The organism is Acutalibacter intestini (assembly GCF_034334985.1).
In the GTDB taxonomy this organism is placed as follows: domain Bacteria; phylum Bacillota; class Clostridia; order Oscillospirales; family Acutalibacteraceae; genus Acutalibacter; species Acutalibacter intestini.
Genome location: NZ_JAWXXL010000001.1, coordinates 49,486 through 74,399, shown reverse-complemented (window position 1 = coordinate 74,399; position 24,914 = coordinate 49,486). Strand labels below are relative to the sequence as shown.

The 24,914-nt window shown below is 57.2% G+C and carries 27 protein-coding genes; 12 read left to right on the top strand and 15 right to left on the bottom strand.

All coding sequences use genetic code 11. From position 1 onward, the window contains the following. Nucleotides 1-40 precede the first annotated feature (40 nt). The 14 genes from U8U68_RS00295 to rsxC all read right to left on the bottom strand — a co-directional run bounded on the left by U8U68_RS00295 (nucleotide 41) and on the right by rsxC (nucleotide 13,543). Nucleotides 41-577: a hypothetical protein gene (locus U8U68_RS00295; RefSeq protein ID WP_322198860.1), complete on the bottom strand. Its 537-nt coding sequence runs from the start codon at nucleotides 575-577 to the stop codon at nucleotides 41-43. 18 nt (nucleotides 578-595) lie between these two features. Beyond that, entirely contained in the window at nucleotides 596-1,237 is a 642-nt protein-coding gene (locus tag U8U68_RS00290) for a J domain-containing protein (RefSeq protein ID WP_322198859.1), read from the bottom strand. A 56-nt stretch (nucleotides 1,238-1,293) separates the two neighbouring features. Further along, nucleotides 1,294-2,202, bottom strand: a complete 909-nt coding sequence (locus U8U68_RS00285; RefSeq protein WP_322198858.1) for a DUF5685 family protein — start codon at nucleotides 2,200-2,202, stop codon at nucleotides 1,294-1,296. Nucleotides 2,203-2,541: 339 nt separating this feature from the next. Then, complete coding sequence (locus tag U8U68_RS00280) at nucleotides 2,542-3,426, bottom strand: diacylglycerol/lipid kinase family protein (RefSeq protein WP_322198857.1); 885 nt, start codon at nucleotides 3,424-3,426, stop codon at nucleotides 2,542-2,544. Nucleotides 3,427-4,527: 1,101 nt separating this feature from the next. Further along, on the bottom strand, nucleotides 4,528-5,247 hold the full coding sequence (locus U8U68_RS00275; RefSeq protein WP_322198856.1) for a CBS domain-containing protein: 720 nt from the start codon (nucleotides 5,245-5,247) through the stop codon (nucleotides 4,528-4,530). A gap of 5 nt (nucleotides 5,248-5,252) precedes the next feature. Further along, nucleotides 5,253-5,855, bottom strand: a complete 603-nt coding sequence (locus U8U68_RS00270; RefSeq protein ID WP_322198855.1) for a ribonuclease M5 — start codon at nucleotides 5,853-5,855, stop codon at nucleotides 5,253-5,255. Further along, nucleotides 5,852-6,910, bottom strand: a complete 1,059-nt coding sequence (gene holA / locus U8U68_RS00265; RefSeq protein WP_322198854.1) for a DNA polymerase III subunit delta — start codon at nucleotides 6,908-6,910, stop codon at nucleotides 5,852-5,854. Before holA ends, U8U68_RS00270 begins: the two co-directional genes overlap by 4 nt. A 178-nt stretch (nucleotides 6,911-7,088) precedes the next feature. Then, complete coding sequence (locus U8U68_RS00260) at nucleotides 7,089-7,697, bottom strand: hypothetical protein (RefSeq protein ID WP_322198853.1); 609 nt, start codon at nucleotides 7,695-7,697, stop codon at nucleotides 7,089-7,091. Between the two features lie 248 nt (nucleotides 7,698-7,945). Continuing rightward, nucleotides 7,946-8,734: an RnfABCDGE type electron transport complex subunit B gene (locus U8U68_RS00255; protein WP_322198852.1), complete on the bottom strand. Its 789-nt coding sequence runs from the start codon at nucleotides 8,732-8,734 to the stop codon at nucleotides 7,946-7,948. A gap of 49 nt (nucleotides 8,735-8,783) precedes the next feature. Then, nucleotides 8,784-9,404, bottom strand: a complete 621-nt coding sequence (locus U8U68_RS00250) for an electron transport complex protein RnfA (protein ID WP_322198851.1) — start codon at nucleotides 9,402-9,404, stop codon at nucleotides 8,784-8,786. Continuing rightward, entirely contained in the window at nucleotides 9,404-10,105 is a 702-nt protein-coding gene (locus U8U68_RS00245; RefSeq protein ID WP_322198850.1) for an electron transport complex subunit RsxE, read from the bottom strand. The genes U8U68_RS00250 and U8U68_RS00245 overlap by 1 nt, the downstream gene beginning before the upstream one ends. 1 nt (nucleotide 10,106) lies before the next feature. After that, a complete protein-coding gene (locus tag U8U68_RS00240; protein WP_322198849.1) occupies nucleotides 10,107-10,724 on the bottom strand; it encodes an RnfABCDGE type electron transport complex subunit G in 618 nt (205 codons plus the stop codon). After that, nucleotides 10,721-11,692 (bottom strand): RnfABCDGE type electron transport complex subunit D, encoded by a 972-nt coding sequence (locus U8U68_RS00235; protein WP_322198848.1) that lies wholly within the window; start codon nucleotides 11,690-11,692, stop codon nucleotides 10,721-10,723. The genes U8U68_RS00240 and U8U68_RS00235 overlap by 4 nt, the downstream gene beginning before the upstream one ends. A gap of 504 nt (nucleotides 11,693-12,196) precedes the next feature. Then, nucleotides 12,197-13,543, bottom strand: coding sequence for an electron transport complex subunit RsxC (rsxC, locus tag U8U68_RS00230; RefSeq protein WP_322198847.1), 1,347 nt, complete (start codon nucleotides 13,541-13,543; stop codon nucleotides 12,197-12,199). 310 nt (nucleotides 13,544-13,853) lie between these two features. Here rsxC and U8U68_RS00225 point away from each other — a divergent pair, with 310 nt between their 5' ends. The 3 genes from U8U68_RS00225 to U8U68_RS00215 are packed head-to-tail and all read left to right on the top strand — an operon-like array spanning nucleotide 13,854 to nucleotide 16,070. Further along, entirely contained in the window at nucleotides 13,854-14,639 is a 786-nt protein-coding gene (locus U8U68_RS00225; protein ID WP_322198846.1) for a ParA family protein, read from the top strand. Further along, nucleotides 14,636-15,577 (top strand): ParB/RepB/Spo0J family partition protein, encoded by a 942-nt coding sequence (locus U8U68_RS00220; protein WP_322198845.1) that lies wholly within the window; start codon nucleotides 14,636-14,638, stop codon nucleotides 15,575-15,577. The genes U8U68_RS00225 and U8U68_RS00220 overlap by 4 nt, the downstream gene beginning before the upstream one ends. Further along, nucleotides 15,561-16,070, top strand: coding sequence for a hypothetical protein (locus U8U68_RS00215; protein WP_322198844.1), 510 nt, complete (start codon nucleotides 15,561-15,563; stop codon nucleotides 16,068-16,070). Before U8U68_RS00220 ends, U8U68_RS00215 begins: the two co-directional genes overlap by 17 nt. Nucleotides 16,071-16,115: 45 nt before the next feature. Here U8U68_RS00215 and U8U68_RS00210 read toward each other — a convergent pair whose 3' ends face one another. Next, nucleotides 16,116-16,541: a hypothetical protein gene (locus U8U68_RS00210; RefSeq protein WP_322198843.1), complete on the bottom strand. Its 426-nt coding sequence runs from the start codon at nucleotides 16,539-16,541 to the stop codon at nucleotides 16,116-16,118. A 121-nt stretch (nucleotides 16,542-16,662) separates the two neighbouring features. Here U8U68_RS00210 and U8U68_RS00205 point away from each other — a divergent pair, with 121 nt between their 5' ends. From U8U68_RS00205 to U8U68_RS00165, 9 genes are all read left to right on the top strand, one after another. Further along, complete coding sequence (locus U8U68_RS00205) at nucleotides 16,663-16,857, top strand: hypothetical protein (protein WP_322198842.1); 195 nt, start codon at nucleotides 16,663-16,665, stop codon at nucleotides 16,855-16,857. Continuing rightward, the gene (locus tag U8U68_RS00200; RefSeq protein ID WP_322198841.1) at nucleotides 16,854-17,096 is read left to right on the top strand and encodes a hypothetical protein; all 243 of its coding nucleotides are present in this window, start codon (nucleotides 16,854-16,856) and stop codon (nucleotides 17,094-17,096) included. Before U8U68_RS00205 ends, U8U68_RS00200 begins: the two co-directional genes overlap by 4 nt. Next, nucleotides 17,093-17,884 (top strand): phosphoadenosine phosphosulfate reductase domain-containing protein, encoded by a 792-nt coding sequence (locus U8U68_RS00195; protein ID WP_322198840.1) that lies wholly within the window; start codon nucleotides 17,093-17,095, stop codon nucleotides 17,882-17,884. Before U8U68_RS00200 ends, U8U68_RS00195 begins: the two co-directional genes overlap by 4 nt. Continuing rightward, entirely contained in the window at nucleotides 17,881-18,156 is a 276-nt protein-coding gene (locus U8U68_RS00190) for a hypothetical protein (RefSeq protein WP_322198839.1), read from the top strand. The genes U8U68_RS00195 and U8U68_RS00190 overlap by 4 nt, the downstream gene beginning before the upstream one ends. A 67-nt stretch (nucleotides 18,157-18,223) precedes the next feature. Continuing rightward, nucleotides 18,224-18,928, top strand: coding sequence for a hypothetical protein (locus tag U8U68_RS00185; protein WP_322198838.1), 705 nt, complete (start codon nucleotides 18,224-18,226; stop codon nucleotides 18,926-18,928). Beyond that, nucleotides 18,925-19,842, top strand: a complete 918-nt coding sequence (locus U8U68_RS00180) for a replication initiator protein A (RefSeq protein ID WP_322198837.1) — start codon at nucleotides 18,925-18,927, stop codon at nucleotides 19,840-19,842. The genes U8U68_RS00185 and U8U68_RS00180 overlap by 4 nt, the downstream gene beginning before the upstream one ends. 27 nt (nucleotides 19,843-19,869) lie before the next feature. Next, on the top strand, nucleotides 19,870-20,496 hold the full coding sequence (locus U8U68_RS00175) for a hypothetical protein (RefSeq protein ID WP_322198836.1): 627 nt from the start codon (nucleotides 19,870-19,872) through the stop codon (nucleotides 20,494-20,496). 77 nt (nucleotides 20,497-20,573) lie between these two features. After that, nucleotides 20,574-23,333: a DNA methyltransferase gene (locus U8U68_RS00170; protein ID WP_322198835.1), complete on the top strand. Its 2,760-nt coding sequence runs from the start codon at nucleotides 20,574-20,576 to the stop codon at nucleotides 23,331-23,333. Between the two features lie 242 nt (nucleotides 23,334-23,575). After that, entirely contained in the window at nucleotides 23,576-24,559 is a 984-nt protein-coding gene (locus tag U8U68_RS00165; protein ID WP_322198834.1) for an ArdC family protein, read from the top strand. Nucleotides 24,560-24,914 lie beyond the last annotated feature (355 nt).

Below are 24,914 nucleotides of genomic sequence, written 5' to 3'. Positions count from 1 at the left end.
AGAAGAGGCCAGAAGCCCCTTCCTGGTTTGCCTTTGGCCTCTATTTCCGAAACATCCGCTCCAGCTGCCTGTGAAGCCGCCGGTAGTACTGGGTAATTAGCCCCGCCAGCACAAAATCGTACAGTACAAACACCCCGTTGGCCAAAAGCAGCAGCGCCGCCGGGCCCCAGCCCCCCAAAAAGGGGAAGGCCTCCCAAGGGACGCCCAGCACGTACACGGTCAGCAGGGCCTCACCAATGGCCGCCGCGTTAAAGATCAGCAGCTTGGCTCCCCAGCGCAAGAACCGCCCCCGTATTTTGCTTAATAGGGCAAACAGCGCCGGGTAATATCCAAAAAACAGCAGGTAGATCAGCACCGCCTCCCGGTCCGGGGCCAGCAGCAGGCACAGCGCGCCCGTGGCCCCATAGGCCCCAAAGGCATAGCCCAGGCCCGCCTCGGCCACCAGGGGAATCAGCAGGCACCCGGCCACTGCCGGAATGGCCACCGAGGCCACGGAAACCAGCCCCTCGAAAAGCATAAGCACCACCGAAAGAGCCGCCACCATGCCGCATAAAGCCAGCTTCATTGTGTTTTTCACCAGCCACGCCTCCCTCTTTTAGCAGCAGGGAATCAGGTCGCCGCCCATGCACTCGCAGCAGCAGTCCGCCATCAAAAGGCCGGAGCACATGTCACAGGTATTGCACCCGCCGGCCGCCATATTCTGGTTAGGGTTATAGCCCCCATACATGCCCCCCCGCTGGCTCATGGCCTGGTTCAGGGCCGCGCTGTATTCGCCGTTGCCCGGGTCCATTTGGCACGCCCGGGTAAAGTGGTCCTTTGCCTCTTCCAGCCAGCCCCGGCGGTACAGCACCGAGCCCTTTAGAAAATACCATTCCGCGTTGCGCCGCTCCACGGGCACGCCGTTCAGAATCTGCTCTGCGTCCGCGATGCGCCCGGACATAATCAGACCGCGCACATCGTTAAAGCCCGTGTTCTGCCCCGCGTATCCATAGCCCTGGGCCCCGCCGTAGTCATCCTCGCCGCTGTAGCCGCCGCTTCTGCCCCTGCCCTTGCGCCGGGCCGTAATGGCGTCGTAGGCCTCGTTAATCTCCTTCATCTTCTCCTCTGCCAATTCCTTCAGCGGGCCTTCCTCAAACTGGTCCGGATGGTAATTTTTGGCCTGTTTGCGGTAGGCGTCCTTGATCTCTTCGTCAGAGGCGGAAGGAGAAACCTTCAGCACTTTATACGGATCGCTCATACAAAAAAACACTTCCCTTTCTTCATAAAACCGGCCGCGAACCGGTCCGGCCGCTTCTACACTTGTTCCAGTTCCCGCCTGGGCTTATCCTTTACATGCAGAAAAAGAATTTCCCGCTGCACCTGGGCCAGGCCTTTTAGGGCCACGTTTTCTATAATGGGGCCAAACTGCCCGGGCTCCTCCAGCAAATCCACCGCCCTCACGGCCTGGGCGGCGGTGGCGTTCAGGGCCGCGTTGCACGCCTCTTCGGCCTGGGTCCGTTCCTGGGGGGAAAGCTCCCTTTTTCCTTCCAACCCCAGCCGGGAGATAAAGGGGTTAAAAGCCCCCGCCGCCAGGTCCTCCCGCAGGTCGTCGGCAGCGTCCATCAGGTACACCCACCGGCCCAGGTAATAGCCAAAGGCTGCCAGGGGCCTTTGCTGGGCCCCGCACCCGGCCAGCGCCCCAAACACGGTCTCCAGCAGCTTGGCGGTGGGCTCGGCGCAGCGGTCAATGCCCGCCTTTTCCGCCTCTGCCCGGCGCTGGTCCTCCATGGCTTGTTCTGCGGCCCGGGCCAGGTCCGGCCAGCGGACAGCGGCCTTTTTTGCTTTGCCCCATACCACCGGCAGCAAAAAGCGGCTGCCCAGGGAGGCCAGAACGCCCTGGTCCGCTATATTGTCCTTTAGCTTGTGGTAGGTAAGCAGCACGCACAAAGCGGCGGCTTTTTTGTAAGAGTCCCCCCCCGCGGGCAGATAGGCGCAGGCTTTCAGGGGGTTGCACACGCACCGGGCCCGGCGCTCCTGTACCTTTTCGCCCGTCACAGACAGGGCCAGCATGGCGTAAAAGGCGCAGTCGTAACTAAGGGCAAACCGGGCCAGGGGGCCGTACTCCTGTCCCAAAACCCGGCACAGCTGGCAGTAGACCGCCTTATACTGGGCATACTCCCGCACCAAAAGCTCCGCTTTATGAGGACGCACATAACCAAACATAGCATCATCCCTCTTGTAGCTATTGTACCGGATTTCCCGCAAAAGATGTTGAACACAATGTAAACTTTGCAGCGCCCAGCGCAAGCGCTGGACCATTAGTCGCGGGGGCGTTCGCTTCGGCTCACTCGCCAGTGGTAACTTTTAGCCGAGCCAGCGCGTTCTTCTGGACGCTTCCGGCGTGACCCTTCTTTATGTCTTTCTTTAGCCAATACGGGCCCCCACCCCTCGGCCCCTGTCCGCGCTGGCTCGGCTAAAAAAATATACACCGGCAAGTGAGCCGGAGCGAACGCCCCCGCAACATTGGGCGCGGCGTCACGTTGCGGACGCTGGGCTGCTGTGTCAGCGGTAAAGATTCAGCCCCCCCTGCAAAACCTCTACCCTCACATCCTGCCCGCCAGAGGCATACTCTCCGTCCAGGGACCAGGGCATGGGCTCCGCGCAGGTAAACGCGGCCCCCTGGGTATGCACAAAGGTAATCAGTTCCTCATCCACCTTGCCGCCCATAAGGGCCAGCAGAATGCGGTTCAGCTCATGAATATTCTTGGGGGTCTTGACCAGGCTTAGTTCAAACATCCCGTCCGTGGGGTTCACCTGGGCTGGGTCCAGCTTAATCACGCCCCCTAAAGAGGTGGAGTTGCTGACCGAGCCAAACAGGTAGTTCCCCTGGTACACGCCCCCCTCGGCGGTCTCCACCCGCACCGGGTAAGACTGTAAGGCGGGCAGCTCCTTAATGCCCTCAATCACATAGGCCAAGTGCCCAAGGGAGTTCTTCAGGCTTTGGGTAGTGGTGTAAGAGGTCTGGGTAAAGGCCCCAAAGGAGGCCACATAGATAAAGTGGCGGCCGCAAAACCGGCCCACGTCAATGGGGGCGGGCTCCCCCCGGGCAATAAGCTCCGCGGCCATAGGGGGCTCTTTGGGCAGGCCCAAAAAGTTGGCGAAGTCGTTCGTGGTTCCAGCGGGGATATAGCCCAGGGGAATGGGGCACTGCCGGCTAAGCAGCTGGTCCGCAGCGGCGCTAAGGGTGCCGTCGCCCCCGCAGCAGACAATAGCCCCCGGGCCCTGGGCCACAGCCCGCTCCATGGCCCGGGCGGCGTGTCCGGCGGTAAAGGTGAGTTCCACCACAGGCTGGTGGCCCGCCTGCTGAAAGGCCTGGAAGATACCCTCGGCCTCCCGCAAAACCGTCTGTTTTCCAGCGCTGGCGTTAATCAGAATGCTTACGTTCATGGGGTTCTCCTTTTTGGCAAGTTGACAATATCTTTATTATAAACCATTTCTTTCCCCTTATCATGCAGCGCCCAGCGCAAGCGCTGGACCATTAGTCGCGGAGTCGGGCAAAGCGACGCCCTCCCTGGGTGGTAAGGGTCAGCCGAGCCAGCGCGTTCCTCTGGGCGCTTCCGGCGCGGCTCCTCTTTTTTGCTTTAGCCAATACGGGCCCCGCTCCTTCGGCTCCTGTCTGGCACTTTATCCCTCTAAAGTCCCAAGCAGCGCAAGCGCTGCACCTTTAGTCGCGGAGTCGGGCAAAGCGACGCCCTCCCTGGGCGGTAAGGGTCAGCCGAGCCAGCGCGTTCCTCTGGGCGCTTCCGGCGCGGCTCCTCTTTTTTGCTTTAGCCAATACGGGCCCCACCCCTTCGGCCCCTGTCTGGCACTTTATCCCTCTAAAGTCCCAAGCAGCGCAAGCGCTGCACCTTTAGTCGCGGAGTCGGGCAAAGCGACGCCCTCCCTGGGTGGTAAGGGTCAGCCGAGCCAGCGCGTTCCTCTGGATGCTTCCGGGCAGCGCAAGCGCTGCATCCACTTCGCGGAATCGGGCAAAGCTGCGCCCTCGCCAGTGCGAACCATCAGCATAGCCAGCGCGTTCCTCTGGGCGCTTCCGGCACGGCACCGTCTCTGTGTTTTTCTTTTAGCTAATACGGGCCCCGCCCCTTCGGCCCCAGCCAACCCTGTCCGCGCTGGCTTAGCCAAAAGTTATCAGCGGCAAGTGAGCCCAAGCAAACGCCCCCGCGACTAACGGTCCAGCGCTTGCGCTGGTGTGTTGCGCGTTGCGGTGTGTTACGGCTTCTACCTATAGTTATAACAATATACACTTTGTACACGACTTTATAAAACACCGTAACACAACACAACACATAACACATCAGCAGCGTGACGCTGCACCCACTTCGCGGAATCGGGCAAAGCTGCGCCCTCGCCAGTGTAAACCGCCAGCTTAGCCAACGCGGACAGAGGCCACACACCGCCGGAAGCCCCCAGAGAAACGCGCTGGCTCGGCTAAAAGTTACCACCGGCGAGTGAGCCGAAGCGAACGCCCCCGCGACATTGGATGCAACGTCACGTTGCTTGCGCTGGATGCATGACGTCCCATGGGGTTAGCATCCCCAGAAGAGGCTGGTCTGTGCGGCCGTCTTGGGTGATGAAAATCACGGAGACCCGCTTGTTCCTGGCGCGCACCTGCTCGAACCGCTCCCGCACGGCAAGGTATGTGGCATTCTCTGGGACAAACTCGTAGTTCTCAATGTGCTCCTCCACCGCCAGGTAGCCCCGCATGTCCCGGATGGTGGTCTCCGGCGTCAGGCCCCGGCCCCCGTTTCGCAGCACATAGCGGAACACGGACCCCACGCTGAACACCCCGGTAAAGGTTCCGTCCCGCATAACAGGAATATGGGAGTAGCCGTTCTTCTCCATCACGTCCATCACCCGCAGCACCTTTTGCTCTGGCGTGGCCCGCATCACCCGTTCTCCCCGGGTGGCGTATTCCAGGGCCAAAGGCGGCCGCCGCACAAAATGAAGCACCTCTTCCAGGGCGTCCACCACGGGCTGAGAGGGCACCACCACCGGCTCGCCCTGCATATTGGCGCTGTGGGCCATCAGGTTTCGAATGTGCCGGCAAATATCCAGCTTTTCACGCACCGGGGCGCTTTCGTAATCCTTGATAAACTCAAACACCGCGCTGGAATAGTGCCGCCGGGCATGGCGGTACTTTTCCTCTAAAACATCCTCAATCTGCTTATATAGGTCTAAAAAAAGATCGGCCCGCTGGTATCCTTCCATGACTCTCAACTCCTGTCTGTTGGTATGTGGTTTTTTAGCTGGGTCAGGGCCTCTTCCCGGTTGTACAGGGCGTTCAGTGCCTGCAAAAGCCCGTTGGCGGAAAGCCGCTCTGGCAGGCCCAGGGCCTTTTGCACCCTCTGGCGCAGGCTGGCGCTCTCTGGCCCGCCGCTTAAGCCCAGGTCCCACAGGTCCGCTTTGGTCAGGGTCGGGGCGCGGGCTTCTTGGCCCCCCTGGTCCACCGTGGCCCCGGCCCGCAGCAGGCAGTCCCTTAGCAGGGCTGGGTCCATGCCCTCCACCCCCAGCTTGCCCTCTTTCGAGGGCCGGGCTTTTCGGCGCTCCTTGCCAAAAATATCCGGAATATAGGCGTGCTTCACCTGCCCGGGGGGCAAGCACTGGCTTAGCCTGCGGCGGATGACAAAGCCCGCGCCGTCGCTGTCTGTAAAAATAATAACCCCCACCGTGGCCGCCAGACGGCGGATGAGGGCCATTTTTTCCCCATCGCGGAAAATCCCAAAGCCGCCGGTCTCCACAATGGTCCCTTCTACTAGGCCCGAAAGCTTCGCCTTGTCGCAGCGGCCCTCTACAATAATGGCCTCTTTCACCCTCATGTCCGCCGCCCTCCTTCCGTGACCAGCAGCAGCCGGGCCACCAGGGTTTCCAGCACCAGCCGGGGCTCCAGCCGGGAGCCCTTTAGGGCCAGGTCGGCCTCCAGCAGCAGGTCCAGGCAGCGCTTTATCTGGGCTGTGGTCATTTTCTTTGCCCAGCGCTCCCCGCTGCGCAGCCGGAACTGCCGGTTTTTATAGTCTCCATACTCCGCCGGGGCGGCGCTGGTCAGGCCGCTTTCCAGGGCGGCCCGCACCCGGTACATGTCCACATAGGTGGAGGCCATGGCCCCCAGCACGGCAATGGGGTCCTCATTCTGATAAAACAGGGCGTTCAAAAGGCCGTAGGCCCGCTGGTACTCTCCGGCCACCAGGGCGTTCACCATAAGGAACACCGTGGTCTCAGTGCTTTTGGGGGTCAGCTCTTCCACCATCCGGGGGGTAATCTCCCCCCCGCCGCCGCCCATGGCAAAAGCGCAAAGCTTTTCCAGCTCGGAGAGCAGGACCTTTAGGTCCGGCCCCACATACTCCAGCAGCTTTTCCGCGCTGGGCCTGGGCAGGGCGCAGCCCTGTTTTTCCGCTTCCCGGGCCAGCAGACGGCGCAGCTCGCCGGGCTCCCGGTGGGCAAAGGCCAGGGTGCACCCAGCCTGGTTGGCGGTTTGCAGCAGCTTTTTCCACCGGGCGGACTTTTTTTCGCTCCAGTCCAGGGTGGGGTACCACAGCACCAGAGAGGTGGTCTCCGGCAGGGCCCCCAGCAGCTCGTACAGCAGGTCCAGCTGGGCCTGGGGCTTTTCGTCCAGGTTCCAGTCCGAAACGGCCACGCACTTGCGCTCTGCCATAAAGGGCAGAGCCAGCACCGCGTCTGCAATATTTTCCATCGCTGCCTCCGCGGAGAACTCGCTGCGGTTAAACGCGGGAAAATCCTCGCCCCCCAGCCGCCGCACCAGCCGCCGGGCCGTGCGGCCCAGCAGGTGCTTTTCCTCCCCCCACAAAAGGTACAGGGGGGCCGGCTGGCCGGCGGAAAGCTGCTTTTTCAGGTCTTGTTCGGTAATTTCCGGCATGGCGGATCCCCCTTTCTTTTTGTCATACGGAGTGGCCTTCAGGCGCAAAGGGCGGCGCCTTACGGCAAGACCTTGGGCTTCTCGCCCAAACCTCGCCAGGAGCTTCGCCCCTGGACCCCACAAGGGGGACCTATCCCCCTTGACCCCCGTCTCACTGGCGGCCTCCTCAGCCTCTACTCTACGCCACGCCCCAGCTGGCCCCAAAGGACCGGCGGGACAACTGCTCCAGCACTTCCTTGATCTCCTCCGCGGCGTCCTTGTCCTCCGCGTCCTTCAGCTGCCGGTCTAAAATCTTAAACAGCTCCTCCAAACCGTCGGCCTGGGCAAAGGCCCCGCTGGTGAAAAAGCTGTCCCACTGGGGCATGTACCGGGCGGACCCCACCGGGACGGCGACCACCATCTTCTCCTTGTCCACCGTCTCCAGGGTAATGGGGCCCATAACGGCCTCCAGCATTTCCTTTTCGGTCAGAATCCCCATCTCTACCATTGTATCCAGGGCGTCTACTTTTTGGAACAGGCTGAGGCTGCCGGAAAAGTGTTCCTTCAGGTAGGCAATGTTCTCCTGGGTAGCCCCTTTGGAGCTGGGCAGCTGCCGTGGGGGCTGGGCTGCTTTCCAGTCCTTGTAGTCCCACAAAAGCTGCGCCCCCGGGCTGACGCAGTGGCCGGTTTCCCCTGTAACAGACCGGACCATCTCCGCGAAAGAGGCCTCGTCCATATTCCTGCCGGGGTCTTTTTGATACGTGTTGTAAAGCGCTTCGGTAAGGTAGCTGTTTCTGGTAATTTGCATAAAGATTCTCCTTTTCTCTTCTATGGGCCTGTACCAATAGAAGTTTTCTTGAGGTGCTAAAAGATCCGGGCGCAAATCCTATCGGTATAGGTTCTAAAATTAAAGCCAGCGGTTCCCGCCCAGCTTACGGCTTCGTGGCAGGGGCTGGCTGGTACGCCTTAACAAAATTCGGGTTAAATGTTTTTGAAAGGTCCAGGAAAACTTTTTTCAAAAAATTTTCCTGGCGGGGTTCTTAGGGGCAGGGCCCCCTAAGCCTCCATATAGATGATCTTCCGGGGGCAGGCCTCGGCGCATTTGCCGCAGCCGGTGCATTTTTGGGGGTCCACGGCGGCCAGGCCGTTCTGCACCGTAATGGCCCCGAACTCACAGGTCTTTTGGCATTTCATGCAGCCAATGCAGCCCACTTTGCAGCTTTTCATCGTGTCCTTGCCCTTGTCGCAGCTGGAGCAGCGCACCACGGCCTGGGGCTTGACGGGCAGCAGCTGAATAAGCCCCTTGGGGCAGGCCTTTACGCACTGGCCGCAGGCCACGCATTTGTCCTGGTCAATGATAGCCACCCCGTTGCACACCTGAATGGCCCCATAGCCGCACACAGCGGCGCAGTCCCCAAGACCCAGACAGCCAAACCGGCAGCTGGAGGCCCCCCCGGCCAAAAGAGCCGAGGCCGCGCAGCTTGGCAGGCCGTCATAGTCCATTTTTTCGGTGGTGTGGTCCGCGCTGCCCGCGCAGCGCACCAGGGCGGCCCTGCGCTCCATCTCCACCGCGCCGGAGCCCAAAATCTCCCCGCACTGGGCGGCTACCGCCGCGCCCCCAGGGGAGCACAGCCCGGGCGCGGCCTCGCCTTTTGCCATAGCGGCGGCATAGCCCGAGCAGCCCGAGTAGCCGCAGGCCCCACAGTTGGCCCCAGGGAGAACGCCCTCCAGGGCCTCGGCTTTTTCGTCCTTGGGCACCGCCATCACAATGCTGGCCACAGCCAGCACCACACCGGCCAGCAGACCGATGGCGCCCACGATTGCAATGGGAATCAGTATATCCATATCATTCCTGCTTTCTTTTGTAAAAAATCTGAATGGGCGCTGCGCTGGCTTAGCCTGCCAGCCTGTCTACCACGCCGTTGAAGCCCAGGAAAGACACCGCCACCAGGGACGCCGCCACCAAAGTGATGGGCAGGCCCTGGAAGGTCTTGGGGATGTCGCAGTCCTCCAGGCGCTCCCGCACCCCGGCGAACAAGATCATGGCCACCAAAAAGCCCACGCCGCTGCCAAAGGCGTTTACCAGGGACTGCACATAGCCAAAGCTGGGGTCCGCCGCGCCCTTTTCCAGCACCAGCATGGTCACGCCCAGCACGGCGCAGTTGGTGGTAATCAGCGGCAGGTAGATGCCCAGGCTGCTGTACAGCGGCGGCATGTATTTGTGCAGCACGGTCTCCAGCAGCTGCACCAGGGCCGCGATGACCAGAATGAACACCAGGGTCTGCAAGTATTCCAGGCCGTTGGGGGCCAGGATGTAGCTGTAAATGGGCCAGGTCACCCCAGTGGCAATGACCATGACCACGGTAACGGCGCAGCTCATACCAAAGGCGGTGTCCAGCTTTTTGGAAACCCCCAAAAAGGGGCAGATGCCTAAAAATTTATTCAGTACGTAGTTCTCGGTCAAGATAGCGGCCAGGAAAATGGCCACCAAAGAGCGTATGGTTTGGGCGTCCATCAGTCAGCGGCCTCCTTTCCCTCGCGGTTTTCTTTTTCGCCAATTTTGCTACAGCTGGCCGCAAAGGGGCAGCTGCCGCAGCCCATGCTCTGGGGGGCCTTGCCCTCTTTAGAGAGCTTCCCGGCCAGGGCGATGAGCATGCCGAACACAAAGAAGCCCCCCGGAGGCAGCAGAAAGATGATGATGGGCTCCATAAAGCCCGAAAGCACCGGCAGGCCAAACACCGTGCCGGCCCCCAGCAGCTCGCGGATGATGCCCATAGCCAGCATAGCGGCGGTAAAGCCCACCCCCATGCCCAGGCCGTCGATGACAGAGGGCAGCACCTTATTCTTGCTGGCGAACATCTCCGCCCGGCCCAGGATGATGCAGTTCACCACAATCAGGGGCAAAAACACCCCCAGGGCGGTATCCAGAGCAGGGGAGAACGCTTTGATAAACAGCTGCACAATGGTGACGAACCCGGCGATGACGGTGATAAAGGCCGGGATGCGCACCTTATTGGGGATCACACCGCGCAAAAGGGAGATCACCGCGTTGGAGCAGACCAGCACAAAGGTGGTGGCCGCGCCCATGCCAATGGCGTTGCTGGCCGCCGTGGTCACCGCCAAAGTGGCGCAGCAGCCCAGCATCAGCCGCAGTACGGGGTTTTCTTTAATAATGCCCTTGGTAAATTCCTTCAATAGGCTCTTTTTCTCGTCCATATCACGCATCCCCTTCCTGACTTTTAATCACGCTGGGTTTAAAAGACAAAGCCACCTGTTTCCAATCGCCTTCCGACTGGTAGGCGTTCTGGTACTGCTCTATGGCCTGGTTCACCGCGCCCGTCACCGCCGTGCTGGTGATGGTGGCCCCGGTCATAGCTTGGATTTCGCCCTCACCCGGGGCCTGGAACTTCACCACTTGAATGCCCCCCGCCAGGTTGGCCACCGGCTGCTGGTACTGCTCCCGGAAGCTCTCCTTCTCGGCGTTGGCCCCCAGGCCCGGGGTCTCGCTGTGGCTAAGCACAATCACCCCGGTGATGTTTCCGTCCACGCCAATGCCGGTCATCACCTTTACAGTGCCGCCGTAGCCCTTGCCCTCGGTCTCGAACACATAGCCCACGGCCTCTCCGGCGCTGTCCAGGCCCGCGTAGTGGCCCTCTCTCTCTTCAAAGCTCTCGGCCCCCGGCAGTGCCACCAGGCGGCTCTCCTCGGCCTTTTTGGCGGCGGCCTGGGCAATTTTATCCTTGGTCAGCAGGTTGGTGCCCGCCAGCGCCGCCGAAACCAGCACGCAGATGGCAAAGAGGATGGCCGCGGGCTTTAGCACTTCTTTCACATTCATGCCGCTGGTTCCCCTTTCTTTTTCTTCTCCTTTTTGGGCGCGCCAAAAGCTTTGGGCTTTACATAGCGCTCAATCAGGGGCGTGATAATATTCATCAGTACAATGGAGTAGCTGACGCCCTCGGGCAGGGAGCCGAACTCCCGGATGATGATGGTCAGAAGCCCGCAGCCGATGGCGAAGATCACCCGAGCCCAGAAATACAGGGGGCTGGTGGTGTAGTCCGTAGCCATAAAGAACGCGCCCAGCATCAGCCCGCCGGCCAGCAGGTCAAAGAGAGGATCCCGGCCCAAAAGCGCCGAGAACACCGCCACGGTGCAGAGATATGTAACGGGAATCACCGGGCTGATGACGTTTCTAATAATAAGATACGCGCCGCCTATGAGGATGGCCAGAGCGCAGGTCTCGCCCAGGCAGCCTCCGTGGGTGCCCAGCAGCAGCTGGAGATAGTCCGGAGCGCTGTTGGGAGAATCCGCATACATCAGCCCGGAAAGAGGCGTGGCGGTGGTCACCGCGTCGGCGGTGGCCCCGTAGTCAAAGGCCGCCGTCCAGTGGGTCATGGGGGCGGGGAAGGAGTTCATCAGCACAATGCGGGCGGTGAGGGCCGGGTTCACGAAGTTCTGGCCAATGCCGCCGAACATCTGCTTGACCACCACAATGGCCACCACCCCGCCAAAGGCCGCCATCAAGGGGTTAATGGTAACCGGCAGGTTTAGGGCCAGCAGCAGGCCGGTGACCAGGCACGAGAGGTCGCCCACGGTCTGGGGGCGCTTCATCACCCGGCGGCACAGGTACTCGCTAGCTAGGCACGAGGCCATGCACACGGCAATGACCAAAAGGGCCCGGGGCCCAAAGATCACCACAGAGGCAACAGCCGCCGGACACAGGGCGACAAGTACGTCCAGCATGATATTTTGGGTCGTCTTTTTCCCGTTAAAATGGGGAGAGGACGACACGATGAGTTTTTCCATAGGGGATTGTCCTTTCAAAAAAACTTGGATTGAGAGGGGGCTTCTGTATAAGCGGCGCCGCGCAAAGATTGCGCGTGGGTTGGGCAGTCCATTTTTGTTATGCAGCAAACTCTTGCGGCCGATCAGACCATTTCTGGTTAAACCTTGGATGGTCACACCTTTTTGGATGGTCAAACCTTTTACTATGGCCACACCTTATATGGTGTTTCGATTCTGGCACGGGAACGCTGCGCGCGGCGGTACGGGCATACTTTACGCGGGGGGTGGCTTGGTGGAGCCGGGCCGCTGTTCCGGCGGCTTGCCGTCGGAAGGCGCTGCTTTGGGCGGCGCGGTTTTTGTGGGCCCGCTCTGGCGTTTGGTTAGGGGAAGGTCTGGCGCACCCTCTTTTTTCTTCGCGCCGCCTTTTTAAAGGCAAGGCCGCGGGGCTCTGCCCCGCACCCCGCCGGGGGAAATCATTTCCCCCGGGCCCCCTCTTTGCGCTTCGCGTTCTGCGTTTTGCTACCGCTACTTCTTGGCTGTGGCGGCTTTCAGCGCCGCTTTGCCCATACGGATGCTCTGCACCAGCCTTCTTCCCGCCGGACAGGAAAAGGCGCAGCAGCCGCACTCCATGCAGGTGTTGATGTTCAGCTCCTTCATGGCCTCCAGGTCCTTTTTCTGGGCGGCGCGCTCCAGCTTGGTGGGCATCAGATTCATGGGGCAGGCCGCCACGCACCGGCCGCAGCGGATGCAGGCCGTGGTCTCGTACAGCTTGGCCTCTTTTTCGTCAAAGGCCAAAATGGCGTTGTTCTGCTTCAAGATGGGCAGCTGGTCACTGGTCAGGGCAATGCCCATCATGGGGCCGCCCATCAGCAGTTTTTTGGGCTCCGCCTTGTACCCGCCGCAAAACTCGATGACGTCCTGAATGGCCGTGCCAATAGGCACAATCACATTCTGGGGATTTTTGATGGCGGAGCCGTCAATGGTCACCCGCTTTTTGGTCAGAGGCATACCGGTGCGCATATAGCTGGCCAAAAAGGACACGGAGCCAATGTTCATCACCAGGCAGCCCACGTCGGCCGGCAGGGCCCCGGCGGGCACCGTGCGGCCGGTGCAGGCCTGCACCAGCACCTTTTCCGCGCCCTGGGGGTAGCGGCTCTTCAGGGGCAGGACGCGCACCTCGTCGTGGGGGTCCCGGCGGGGGTCGTCGGCAATCTTCCGGAGCGTTTCTATCACGTCGGGCTTGTTGTCCTCCACAGCAACCAGCACCCGGTGCACGTCCAAAATCTCTTTCACCGCGTATATGCCCTCCAGCACATTTTTGCCGTTTTCCAGGGCCTCCCGGTGGTCGCTGGTCACGTAGGGCTCGCACTCGGCCACATTGATAATCAGGGTGTCTATGTTCTTGTCCTCGGGCACGTTTAGCTTTACATGGGCGGGAAAGCCCGCGCCGCCCAGCCCCACCAGCCCGGCGGCTTTGGCAGCCCCGGCCAGGGTCTTTTTGTCATAAATCCGCTCCGGGGGGCGGATCTCCGGGTCCGGCTCCATCAGCCCGTCTGATTCGATGACCACCGCTTCCACAGGCTGGCCGCCGGTGAGCATAATTTTCGTTACCTCCGCCACCGTACCAGAAACCGAGGCGTGCACAGGCGCGCTCACATAGGCGTCGCTTTGGCCCACCACCTGGCCCAGGTAGACATAATCGCCCTTTTTCACCACAGGCCGGCAGGGCGCGCCAATGTGCTGCTGCATAGGCAGCACCACCCGGGCGGGGGGCGGCATCTCTACCGTGGGGGTCTGCCAGGTATTTTTGTGGTGGGGCACCGGAGCGCCGCCATGGGTCCTAAAGGGGCGCTTGGGGAAATGCTCCTGCATAATAGCCACAATCCTTTCGTTCTCAAAAAATTTACAAACTTATTTTACCGCAAAACCCGAAATTGTGCAACAGGAAAAGCAGAGAATGGCGAATTTTAACACGCCCGCTTCTCTGTCCCGGGCTGCCGCCGCGGCTTCACTCTTTCCTCTGCCTTTACATAAACTGGCGTGAAAGGAGGAATTTTTATGCCCATCAGAATCTTTATCGATGGTAATGTTAAAATAGGACTAAATCAAGCAAGCCTTAACAGCAAGGCGAGCGCTGATTTAGTCCTAATATTTTGCCACGAAACGGCATAGGAGGTTGAAAATGAACGAGAATACAAAAGTTATAGCAATCTGCAATCAAAAAGGCGGCGTCGGCAAGACCGTCACCACTGTAAACTTAGGCATCGGCCTTGTCCGCCAGGGCAAGCGCGTCCTGCTGGTGGACGTGGATGCACAAGGCTCCCTGACTGCCAGCTTGGGCTACCAGCACCCTGACCAGCTGGACGAGACTCTCGCCACCGTGCTGGGCAAAATCATTGAGGACGAGCCTCTGACTCCCGGCGAGGGAATTCTGCACCAAGAGGAAGGCGTTGACCTGCTCCCAGCCAACATCGACCTTGCCGCTATGGAGGTCACGCTGGTGAACATCATGAGCCGGGAAACCATTCTGCGGGAGTATCTGAACACCGTTCGGGACAAGTACGACGTTATCCTGCTGGACTGCTGCCCCTCGCTAGGTATGCTGACCATCAACGCCCTGTCTGCCGCTGACGAAGTCCTGATTCCCATGCAAGCCCACTACCTTTCGCTGAAAGGCATGGAGCAGCTCATGCGGACTATTGCCAGGGTCAAACGGCAGATCAACGCCAACCTGACCATCAGCGGTATTCTTGTCACGATGGCTGACATGAGGACCACCTACTCACAAGGAATCGTGGAACTGCTTCGGGGTACATACGGCGGCAAGCTGAGAATTTTCAACACCGTTATCCCCCGCTCCATCCGGGCTGCTGAAACCAGCGCAGAGGGTAAGAGCATCTTCCTCCACGACCCCAGCGGTAAAGTATCAGCGGCATATGAGGCCCTGACTTTGGAGGTAGCGTCATGAAAGGGAGCGCGGCTAAAATCCAAATGACCAGCCTGGACGACTTATTTGGCGGAACTCCGGCCCAGGTTGATGGTGACCAGATTCAGGAGATTGCACTATCAGACTTGCACTCATTCAAAGACCACCCTTTCCACGTGGTGGACGATGAAAAAATGCAGGAGATGGTTGAGAGCGTGGCTCAATACGGCGTTCTGGTGCCGGGAATCGTTCGTCCCCGGCCAGAGGGCGGATTTGAAATCGTGGCAGGCCACCGACGCAGGAGGGCCAGCGAGCTGGCTGGAAAAACGACTATGCCCGTTATCGTCCGGGATATGGACGATGACGAGGCCACAATCATCATGGTGGATTCTAATCTTCAGCGGGAGAAGATTCTGCCCAGCGAAAAGGCGTTTGCCTATAAGATGAAGTTAGAGGCTATGAAACATCAGGGCAAGCGACTTAGTTCAACTTGTGCCCCAATGGGGCACAAGTGCGCTAGCAAAAAATCAAGAGACATTTTGGCAGATAAATCTCCCGACAGCAAGTCCCAAATTCAACGGTATATCCGATTGACGGAGTTAGTTCCACACCTGCTGAATCTTGTCGACCAGGACAAACTACCTTTGCGGCCCGCCGTGGAAGTTTCCTACCTTCCTCTGGACGAACAAGAGCTGCTATATGACGTGATTGAGGACATGGCTTTCGGAGCGCCGTCCATGGAACAGGCGAAAAAGCTGAGGGAATACGGTGAGCGCACGGAGCTGACCACCAGCCTGATCATCGACATCCTTACAGATGAAAAGCCCACGCCGGTCAAAATCACTCTCAAAAAGAAGTGCCTGAGTCAGTATTTCCCCAAAGATTACACCCAACAGCAGATGGAGGAGGTCATTCTCTCCCTGCTGGAAACATGGAAGTTGCAGCAGGAAGGAGCTGAACCCCATGACTACGATGGCTAAAACGATCAGCATGAAATCCACCGCTTTCGGCCAGGATATGCTGGAGGTCTTGGCAGAGCAGCAGCTGCAAAAGGTAGCTTTCCGTGAGCTGGAAATCTCTGCATCCATTTTAACCTTAAAGGGCTATCTTGTCAAGAAGCTCAGCCGCTGGAACTGGAAGATCGCTCCCGGCCTGTGCCAGCCGGAACTGCGCTCCCTCTACCCCGTCTACTTCGATTCTGTGCGGGTTTTGCTGGCCGAGTGTGTCGCGGAGTTCTTTCAGACCGGCAGGGTCTACATGGCTGTGCTTGACCCTTACCGCATGGAGTATTTGGAGCGTGAAATCAGATTACTGGTGCTAATGCCGGAGGACGTTTCCTCGCTCCTGCGGGCTCTCCACAATGTACAGAACCCCGCACACGACCTGATTGCCCGATGGAAAGACCCAGCCGACCGGGAGCGGTGGATGGAGCATATTCAAAAGCTCCACCAGACCATAAGCCAGTTACAATAGAATAAACCCTTTATCCCTGATTGCTTTTTGTAATCAGGGCTTTCTTTATGTCCCGCTCCACTTTTTACCCCATGCAGTCGCCCAGCGCTCACAATACAGGGAATCATACGGAATATGCCGCTTTTCCCTGAATCTCACAAAGAAATGATACCAGACAGCGCTGGGAATGGCAACGACCAGCCAGTACAGGGGGCCGAGGAAAAGGCATTGAACCGTGCGCCCGTATTCATGCGTACAAAGACGGCTGCTATCGGCACTCTGTGAACTGATAAAAATGAAAATGCCCATCGACAGCCCGCCACGGTTTCCGGGCAAAAAAGTCACGACACTGTTATGGAAGATTGCCCGACGGCAGCGCCAACAACAGAGAAAAACGCACAGCCCAACCAGATTAACCGGCAGGCCCCAGGTAAATTGCAGGATGAAAAACAGGACCCTGGGCCATCCTGCTGCGGCAAAAGGCTTGTTCATGTGCATCCCCTTTCCCTTTTTAAGACTGCTACAACACCATCATACCACATTATGCGGTTAGCCTCAATTGCTTTTTTGTGATTGGGGCTATTCTTATGCCCAAATTAAGGAGGTATCGGCCATGAAAGACTACTTTATCGACATTTGCAACTGCCCGGAGTGCCATTACTATGGCATGAATAAGCCACATTGCTGCGGCCTGCCGGAGAAGATTTCTGATAGAGATATGCCCCATATCCGGGAAGCCGTGCGGACCTGCCACTGTGTGAACCTCCGGCTGTTGGAGTTCTGTGAAAGAATGGAGGCAGGCCATTGAAAAGTGAGGTGTTCGCCCCTGCGGATGATATCGCCGATGGCGAGATGTACCTACGGCTGGCGGCTGATATAGACAGTCGGATCGCGGAATTGAAAATACGCTTTAGGGCCACCGGGGACAAGAAGATTTATTACAGTATACAGGATTTGAAGAAGATCCGGCGGGAGCACCTGGACACAGCAGCGCTTTTGCTGTACCGGGGCGAGCGCCGGAGACAGGCGAAAGGAGCGATTGATTGAGCGATTACCATGTAATAGCCGCTTCTGGCGGCAAGGATTCGACAGCCATGCTCTTGCTGATGATTGAGCGAGATATGCCCATTGACGCGGTGCTTTACGCAGACACAAGTATGGAGTTCCCGGAAATGAGAGAACATATGCAAAAACTGGACAACCTGCTTTTTCGGGAACGGGGTCTGCACATCACCACCCTGCGGCATCCCCACGGCTTTGAGTGGTTGATGTTCGATGAGCCAAAAGTCAAGCTGTCCAGCATAGAGAACCGGCAAAGACTTGGGGAACCCATCTGCGGTAACGGTTGGCCTGGCCCCAAAGTGCGGTGGTGTACCGGCCAACTAAAGACAAAACTGATAGATGAGCACTTAAAGCCACTGAAAAAGAGCGGGTGTAATGTCATACAGTACATCGGGATAGCCGCAGATGAGTCCCGCCGGTGCAAGAATGAAGCCGGTATGCGCTATCCTCTGGTGGAGTGGGCCATATCCGAGGCCCAGGCACTGCAAATCAGTTATGACAGAGGCTTTGATTGGGGAGGATTATACCGGATTTACACCCGCTGCTCCTGCTGGTGCTGCCCATTGCAGCGAATCGGAGAACTGAGAAAGCTGCGCAAACATCACCCTGAGTTGTGGCGGCGGCTTTTGGATATGGACAAGCGGGCCAATGAGATGTTCGGAGATACTCCGCTGGGCCGGTTTAAGGAAAATTGGACAGTTGAGCAGCTGGACCAGCGGTTTGCAAAGGAGGAAAGACAGCAGAATTTTCTGGAATGCGAGGTGATACTATGAACATCAGAACAAACGCGGGCTACATCATTACCGACTCCATCCACGTTGGCGAGACGGAGTTTGTGCTGGGAGTACACAGCACTGCCGCCAACCAGTTCGTGACCTGGTCCTGCAAGGACGGTAAGGACTACAATTGGGGACACTACTACTCCGACCTGCTGTCGGCTACGAAAGACCTGCTTGAGCGGGCCACACAGGAATTGGAATACTGTATGAGGCCCGAGGAAAAGGACAAGGCACCCAAAAAGATGCCGGAGGAACCCTGTCTATGACGAAACTCCTGCAACGGCGGTCCAACTTTTTTGCGGCTTTTTCTGACTCTGTTGGGAGGTGGTGTCTGTGCAAGAAATGGAACGCTTGCATGGATTTATAGTGAAAAAGCTGTCTCAAAAGCCGGACTATCTCCCCATATCCCAGGAGGAATTTGTGGAGCGAACTTTGGCGGCATGGGTTGCTGGCGATGAGGAATCCCGCGTTTCAGCGGCCTTTCGTGGCGGGGAGCGGGAGTGGGCAGCGTTATGGAGTGATGAAAGCTACAAAGTTCGCGGCGCTGTTGCCTGTCGAGCCAGTGAAAAATACCAGATGAAACTGCTCATTGACCCTGTTCCGGAAGTCCGAAAGCTGCTGGCGGTTTATGGCACAGATGGTGTGCGACACGCCCTGCTCGATCGTGGCGAAACCGACCGGGATATACTCACCCAAATAGCCAAATACGGCAGTACAACTACCCGGCACCGGCTGGTAGATGTGGCCTGGAACGACCCAAAAACGCTGCATGAAATAGCCCGCTATCTGCCAGCTAGTGCGCTGGAAAAACTGCTTACTCACCCCAATATGGAAGTCCGAATTGACGCCGCATCCCATGGCAGCATAGACCAGTGCCAGCGTGTACTGGCTATGCCCTATTCACGCCATGACATTACAGTGGTGTTCATGCGGGAGTGGCTTATTGAGCGTATGAAGGAACTGGATGAGGCCGCAAATGCCATCAATGTTGGCAGAGATAGAACACGAAATATTCAAGAAATGGGGCTATCGTCATGAGCAAACTAAATCTTACCTATATGCGCCCTCAGAGCGCCAGGGGCTATCGGTATCTGGTTGTCCCCAAGGAGCTTATTGAGAACCCGGCATACTCCGGCCTGGACTTCGGCGCGGTGATTCTCTATTCCAAGATGCTGGAGAGGGCGGGCCTTTCTGCCCAGCATGAGGACAAGTTTACAGACGAGAAAGGGCGGCTTTTCATCATCTATACCGTGGAACAAATGGAGCGGGATTTGCAGCGCTCCCATCCCACCATTGTCAAGCTGACAAAGCAGTTAGCGGACATTGGCCTCATAGAAAAAGTGCGCCAGGGCCAGGGCAGGCCCTCTAAAATCTACATAATGGATTTCACTTCCGTGCCCCATGATGAGCCTGATAATCCCGCAAGTAAAGACCTTGAACCTCAAGAAGTTAAAGATTTTAACTTCAAGAAATCAACACCTTTAACTTCTGGAAGTAAAGATTCTGAACTTCAAGAGGTTAAAGATTTTAACCCAATAGAACTAGAGAATAAAGAACTTGAAAATAATGAACTTCCTTCCTACCAACCTTCTGCTGATTGGGAGGATGGAAGGGTAGAAGATGTGCAGGCTGATGTTCGTGACCAGATAGAGTACCCGGTGCTCTGCGAAAATTACGGCGATGAACTGGCAGATGAAGTGGTGGAGATCATCACGGAAGTGCGCTGCCGGGACAGCCCCAAAATGCAGATCGGCGCAAGTAAATATCCCATGGGCTTTGTTCGTGGCAGGATGAGTGCTCTGACCTACGAACACATCAGCTACGTGCTGGACAACCTGGGACGCGCCGGGCCGGTTCGGAACCCTCATGGGTATCTTCTGGCGCTTTTGTTCAACGCCCCTGCCTCCAGCAATGCGGCGGTGCAGGCTCTTTATAACGCAAATAACGGCTAAAAACTCTCAAAACAGGAGGATAATGCGATGAATAACAAGTACACGAATCTGGAAAAAGATTACCAAAACACAGTCAGAGAGCTGGCCGAGGTCACCGGCTGGACAGCACAGCAGTCGGACAAGGTCCTGTCGCTTCTGACCGGCCTGACCCGACGGCAGGCAAAGGAAACTGCCCGTCAGCAGCGCACGGCGCAGAAGAACGCAAAAGCCTCCACGGCCCGCAAGCTGCTGGAAAACTACCGCGCCCTCAAAGTTTCCGTTGCCTGCGGAACGGAGCATACCCTGAGGATTTTGGAGGACGCGGAGTACCTGCGCCTGATGCAGCAGGAAGAGAGTTTGCAAAACCAGTCCCTGCGCTCCCTCGCGGAACTCACTGCCGGGAACCGGGTGCTGTGGACCCAGCTGAACACGGCCCTGGATTGCTACAAGGAAATGTGCGAGCATGACAGCAAACCACAGATTCGCCGGGGTTATCCTCTGATTTACGCCCGTTACTTGTCAGAGAAGGAAATGAGCGTGGACGACATTCTGGATAAGTTTGCTATTGAAAAGTCTCAGTATTATCTCTGCATGAGCGAGGCGTACTCGACTCTGGGGGTGATCCTTTTCGGCAGCGGCTGCGCGGAGGATTTTTGCGCTGGGGCAAGCGTCTGACAAGAAGAAACCCTCTATCTTTTTGCGAAGAAATCTGCTATAATGTTCCTGCACACATCCGCAAGGGAGGCGTTGACATGGAACAGGCGCAGCAGCGCGCCGCCGCGGCCCGGTTTGCACAGGACTGGGCCGGCCGGGGCGATGAGAAGCAGGAAACGCAGCTATTCTGGATTTCCCTGCTCCAAGACGTGTTTGGCGTGGAGGAGCCTGCGAAATACATTCAATTTGAGCTGCCGGTGAAGCTGGACCACACCAGCTTTATCGACGGCTATATTCCTACCACCCGCGTTCTGATCGAGCAAAAGGGGCAAGACATTGATCTGCGCAAGGGCTACAAGCAGTCGGACGGCAGTATGCTCACGCCCTATCAGCAGGCCAGGCGTTATGGCGGCTACCTGCCCCACAACGCCAACCCCCGCTGGATCGTGGTTTGCAACTTCCGGGAATTCAGAATCCACGACATGAACCGGCCCAACGATGAGCCGGAGATTCTCTATCTGGATAATTTTGAAAAGGAGTACCACCGGCTGAACTTCCTGGTGGACACCGGCAGCGAACACATCAAAAAGGAGATGGAGATTTCCCTCCAGGCGGGCGAGCTGGTGGGGGTGCTCTATGACGCGCTGTTGAAGCAGTACAAGGAGCCCGACAGCCCCGAGACGCTGAAAAGCCTCAACAAGCTGTGCGTCCGGCTGGTGTTTTGCCTGTATGCCGAGGACGCCGGGATTTTCGGCGGCAGGAATATGTTCCACGACTACCTGGAGCGCCACCGCGCTGAGGACCGGCGGGCGCTGATCAACCTGTTCCGCGTTCTCGACCAGGACATCCCTCAGCGGGACAGGTATATGGATGAGGACTTAGCGGCGTTTCCCTATGTCAATGGCGGTCTGTTCGCGGATGAGGACATCGAAATTCCGCGGCTGGGTGATGAAGTGATCGACCTGATTTTGCACCGGGGCAGCGAGGATTTTGACTGGTCGGAGATCAGCCCCACCATTTTCGGCGCGGTGTTTGAATCCACCCTGAACCCGGAAACCCGGCGTTCGGGTGGGATGCACTATACCAGCATCGAGAATATTCATAAGGTGATTGACCCGCTGTTTTTGGATGGACTGAAAGCGGAGTTTGAAGAAATCAAGGGCATTGCTGTGGAGCGCACCCGCAAGGCAAAGCTGGAAGCCTTTCAAAAGAAACTGGCCCGGTTAATGTTCCTTGACCCTGCTTGCGGCTCCGGCAACTTCCTGACGGAAACCTACATTTCCCTGCGGCGCTTGGAAAACCTGGCTATCTCCCTGCTCCACCAGGGCCAGATCATGCTGGATGTGGGCAACCCGATCCAGGTGTCAATCGGTCAATTCTACGGAATTGAGATCAATGATTTTGCGGTCACTGTGGCGAAAACGGCCCTTTGGATTGCGGAAAGCCAGATGATGAAGGAGACCGAGGGCGTGGTGCATATGTCCCTGGACTTCCTGCCGCTGAAATCCTACGCCAACATCACCGAGGGCAACGCCCTGCGGCTGGATTGGGAGAGCGTGGTGCCTAAGCATGAGCTGAACTATATTATGGGGAACCCGCCGTTTGTGGGTGGTATGATGATGAATCGTGAGCAACATTCGGATCTTGAGGAGGCATTCCCTGAATGTAAAAAAATAGGTGAAGTGGATTATGTCGCCGGATGGTATGCAAAGGCTGTCAGTTTTATTCTACATACACAGATTCGCTGTGCATTCGTATCAACCAATTCCATATGCCAAGGTCAGTCTGTTGCATCAGTTTGGAAACCATTGTTTCAAAAGGGAACTCACTTTGACTTCGCTCATAGAACATTCCGGTGGGATAGTGAAGCAAAGCTGAAAGCTCATGTCCATTGTGTTATAGTGGGATTTAGTACAGCAAAAAACGGCACAAGCAAAATCCTTTATACAGCGGGAAAGCCAGATTATGTCCATAATATCAATGGCTACCTTTTGGACGCTGATAATATTTTCATAGAGAATCGAAACACTCCTATTTGCAATGTTCCAAGAATGTATTTTGGGAGTATGCCCCGAGATGGTGGTGGTTTTGTTCTGAGTGAAGATGAAAAGAACAAATTAGTTGAAAACGAACCATTGGCAGAGAAGTGGATACGTCCATATTTAGGTGCTGATGAGTTTATCAATCACAAAAACAGGTATTGCCTTTGGCTTGTAAATGCAAGTCCCAATGAGATTCGTGCCTGCAATGAGGTTAAACGTCGGGTTGAAAAGGTTAGAGAGTTCCGAGCATCAAGTAAAGCGGCAGCTACCCGAAAATTTGCTGAAACGCCCACATTGTTTTGCCAAATTGCGCAGCCGGATACAGATTATATCATTGTACCTGCTGTTTCATCCGAAAAAAGGCGCTATGTACCGATTGGATTTATGAACAAGGAAACGATTGCTTCTAACCTTGTCCAAATCATCCCCAATGCAGAGTTATATCACTTCGGTATAATAACCTCTAACGTCCATATGGCTTGGATGCGGGCTATCTGCGGGCGTTTGGAGATGCGTTACCGCTACTCAAAAGACGTTGTCTACAACAACTTCCCCTGGCCCACCCCCACCGACAAACAAAAAGCCAAAATCGAGCAGACCGCCTGGGCCATATTGGACGCCCGCGCCCTCTACCCGGAGGCCAGCCTTGCCGACCTCTACGACGAAACCACCATGCCCCCGGAGCTGCGCCGTGCCCACCAGGACAACGACCGCGCGGTGATGGAGGCGTATGGGTTCCCGGTGAAGGGTATGACGGAGAGCATGTGCGTGGCGGAGCTGATGAGGATGTATCAAAAGCTGACCGAGGGTTCTTAAGATGGTTTTCGGCGGAAACATATCGGAAAACCGTCGGAATACAAACGGAAGATTCTGTGTTATACTTGTATTGCTGAAAAAAGCAGGACCACTAAGTGGCCCTGCTTTTTCATATTTTTTCATGAAGGGAAGGATGCTTTTGCAGGAAGATTGGAAGAAATTCATTGATAAAATGGGGCTTGAGGACATGGACGACCCCATGGAAGAACTACCCACGGAGGTGATGCTGTATCGCTGGGAAAATGAATAGAGCGCGGGAGCAGCTGGCAGAAATGTTCCTGTCTTGCTTGCAAGAGGAGCGCCTGCCTTGGAACCAGCCTTGGGTGCAGGAGCTGCCCAGTTTTGGAACCCACCACAACCCCATCACCGGCACCCGGTATCGGGGCGTGAACGCAACCATGCTCTGGGCCATGAGCTTAGAGCACCAGTACCCTGACCCCCGCTGGTGTACGTTCAAGCAGGCGCAGAACAAGGATTGGCATATCAAGAAGGGCGAAAAGGGTACGCCCATCGAGTTCTGGTGCGTCTACGACACCAGGGAGCGCCGCAAGCTGACCTTACGGGAGGCAGATGAAATTGTCCGGCAGGACCCTGACCGGGAGAAAGATATGCGGCCTTGCAGTAGTGTGTATGTGGTGTTCAACGGTACGCAGATCGAGGGCATCCCCGAACTGCCCCAGGCCCGCCATGTGGCCCCGGAGTACACCAATATGCTGCTGGAAGGCTTTGCGGGAACGTATCTGTCCAATGAGGGTATTACGCTGATTGAGAGCAGCAAGGCGGCGTACAATTTCGCCGAGGATAGCATCAAAATGCCGCCAAAGCGGGCATTTCTCAGCGAGTTGGACTACTATGACACCCTTTTTCATGAGTGCGCACACTCTACCGGCGCGGAAAGCCGTCTCGACCGGGGATTGCAGACCAAAGACAAAGAGGAATATGCGATTGAGGAGCTCCGGGCAGAAATGGCCGGGGCTTTCCTTTTGTCGGCGGCGGGAGCGCAGGTGCCTGAGAGCATTTCTCAGAATAACCGGGCTTACATTCAAAGCTGGGCCGAGGACATCAAGGACGCGCCCAACACGCTGTTTCAAGCCATCAAGGACGCGAGTACCATCTGCAATTTTGTGTCGGCACGGGGTGAGTTGGAGCGGTTAAAGGCAGAGTATGAGACCGTTCCCGCAGCAATCTCTCAGCACTATGTTCCGGAAATTGAAATTGAACTCTAGGGAGGGAGCGAATGAATCCAAAAGTACAGACTTTTTCAGAGCTGGCGACCGGCACGTCCGGCCAGCTTACCAGCAGTTACGCCGAGTGGACGCACTTCTTGGAAACGGCGGCAAGGCTCTACAAATACCCATACCATGAGCAAGTCCTCATTTACGCCCAGCGCCCGGAGGCCACCGCCTGCGCCAGCTACGATGTGTGGAACACGCGCATGGGACGCAGTGTCCGCCGCAGCTCGAAGGGTATTGGCCTGCTGAGCGCCAATGGGGTGCGGTATGTGTTCGACATCTCCGACACCGTTGGCCGGGATGGGAGCCGCTTGCCTTACTTGTGGGCGTACCGCGAAGAACACGCCGA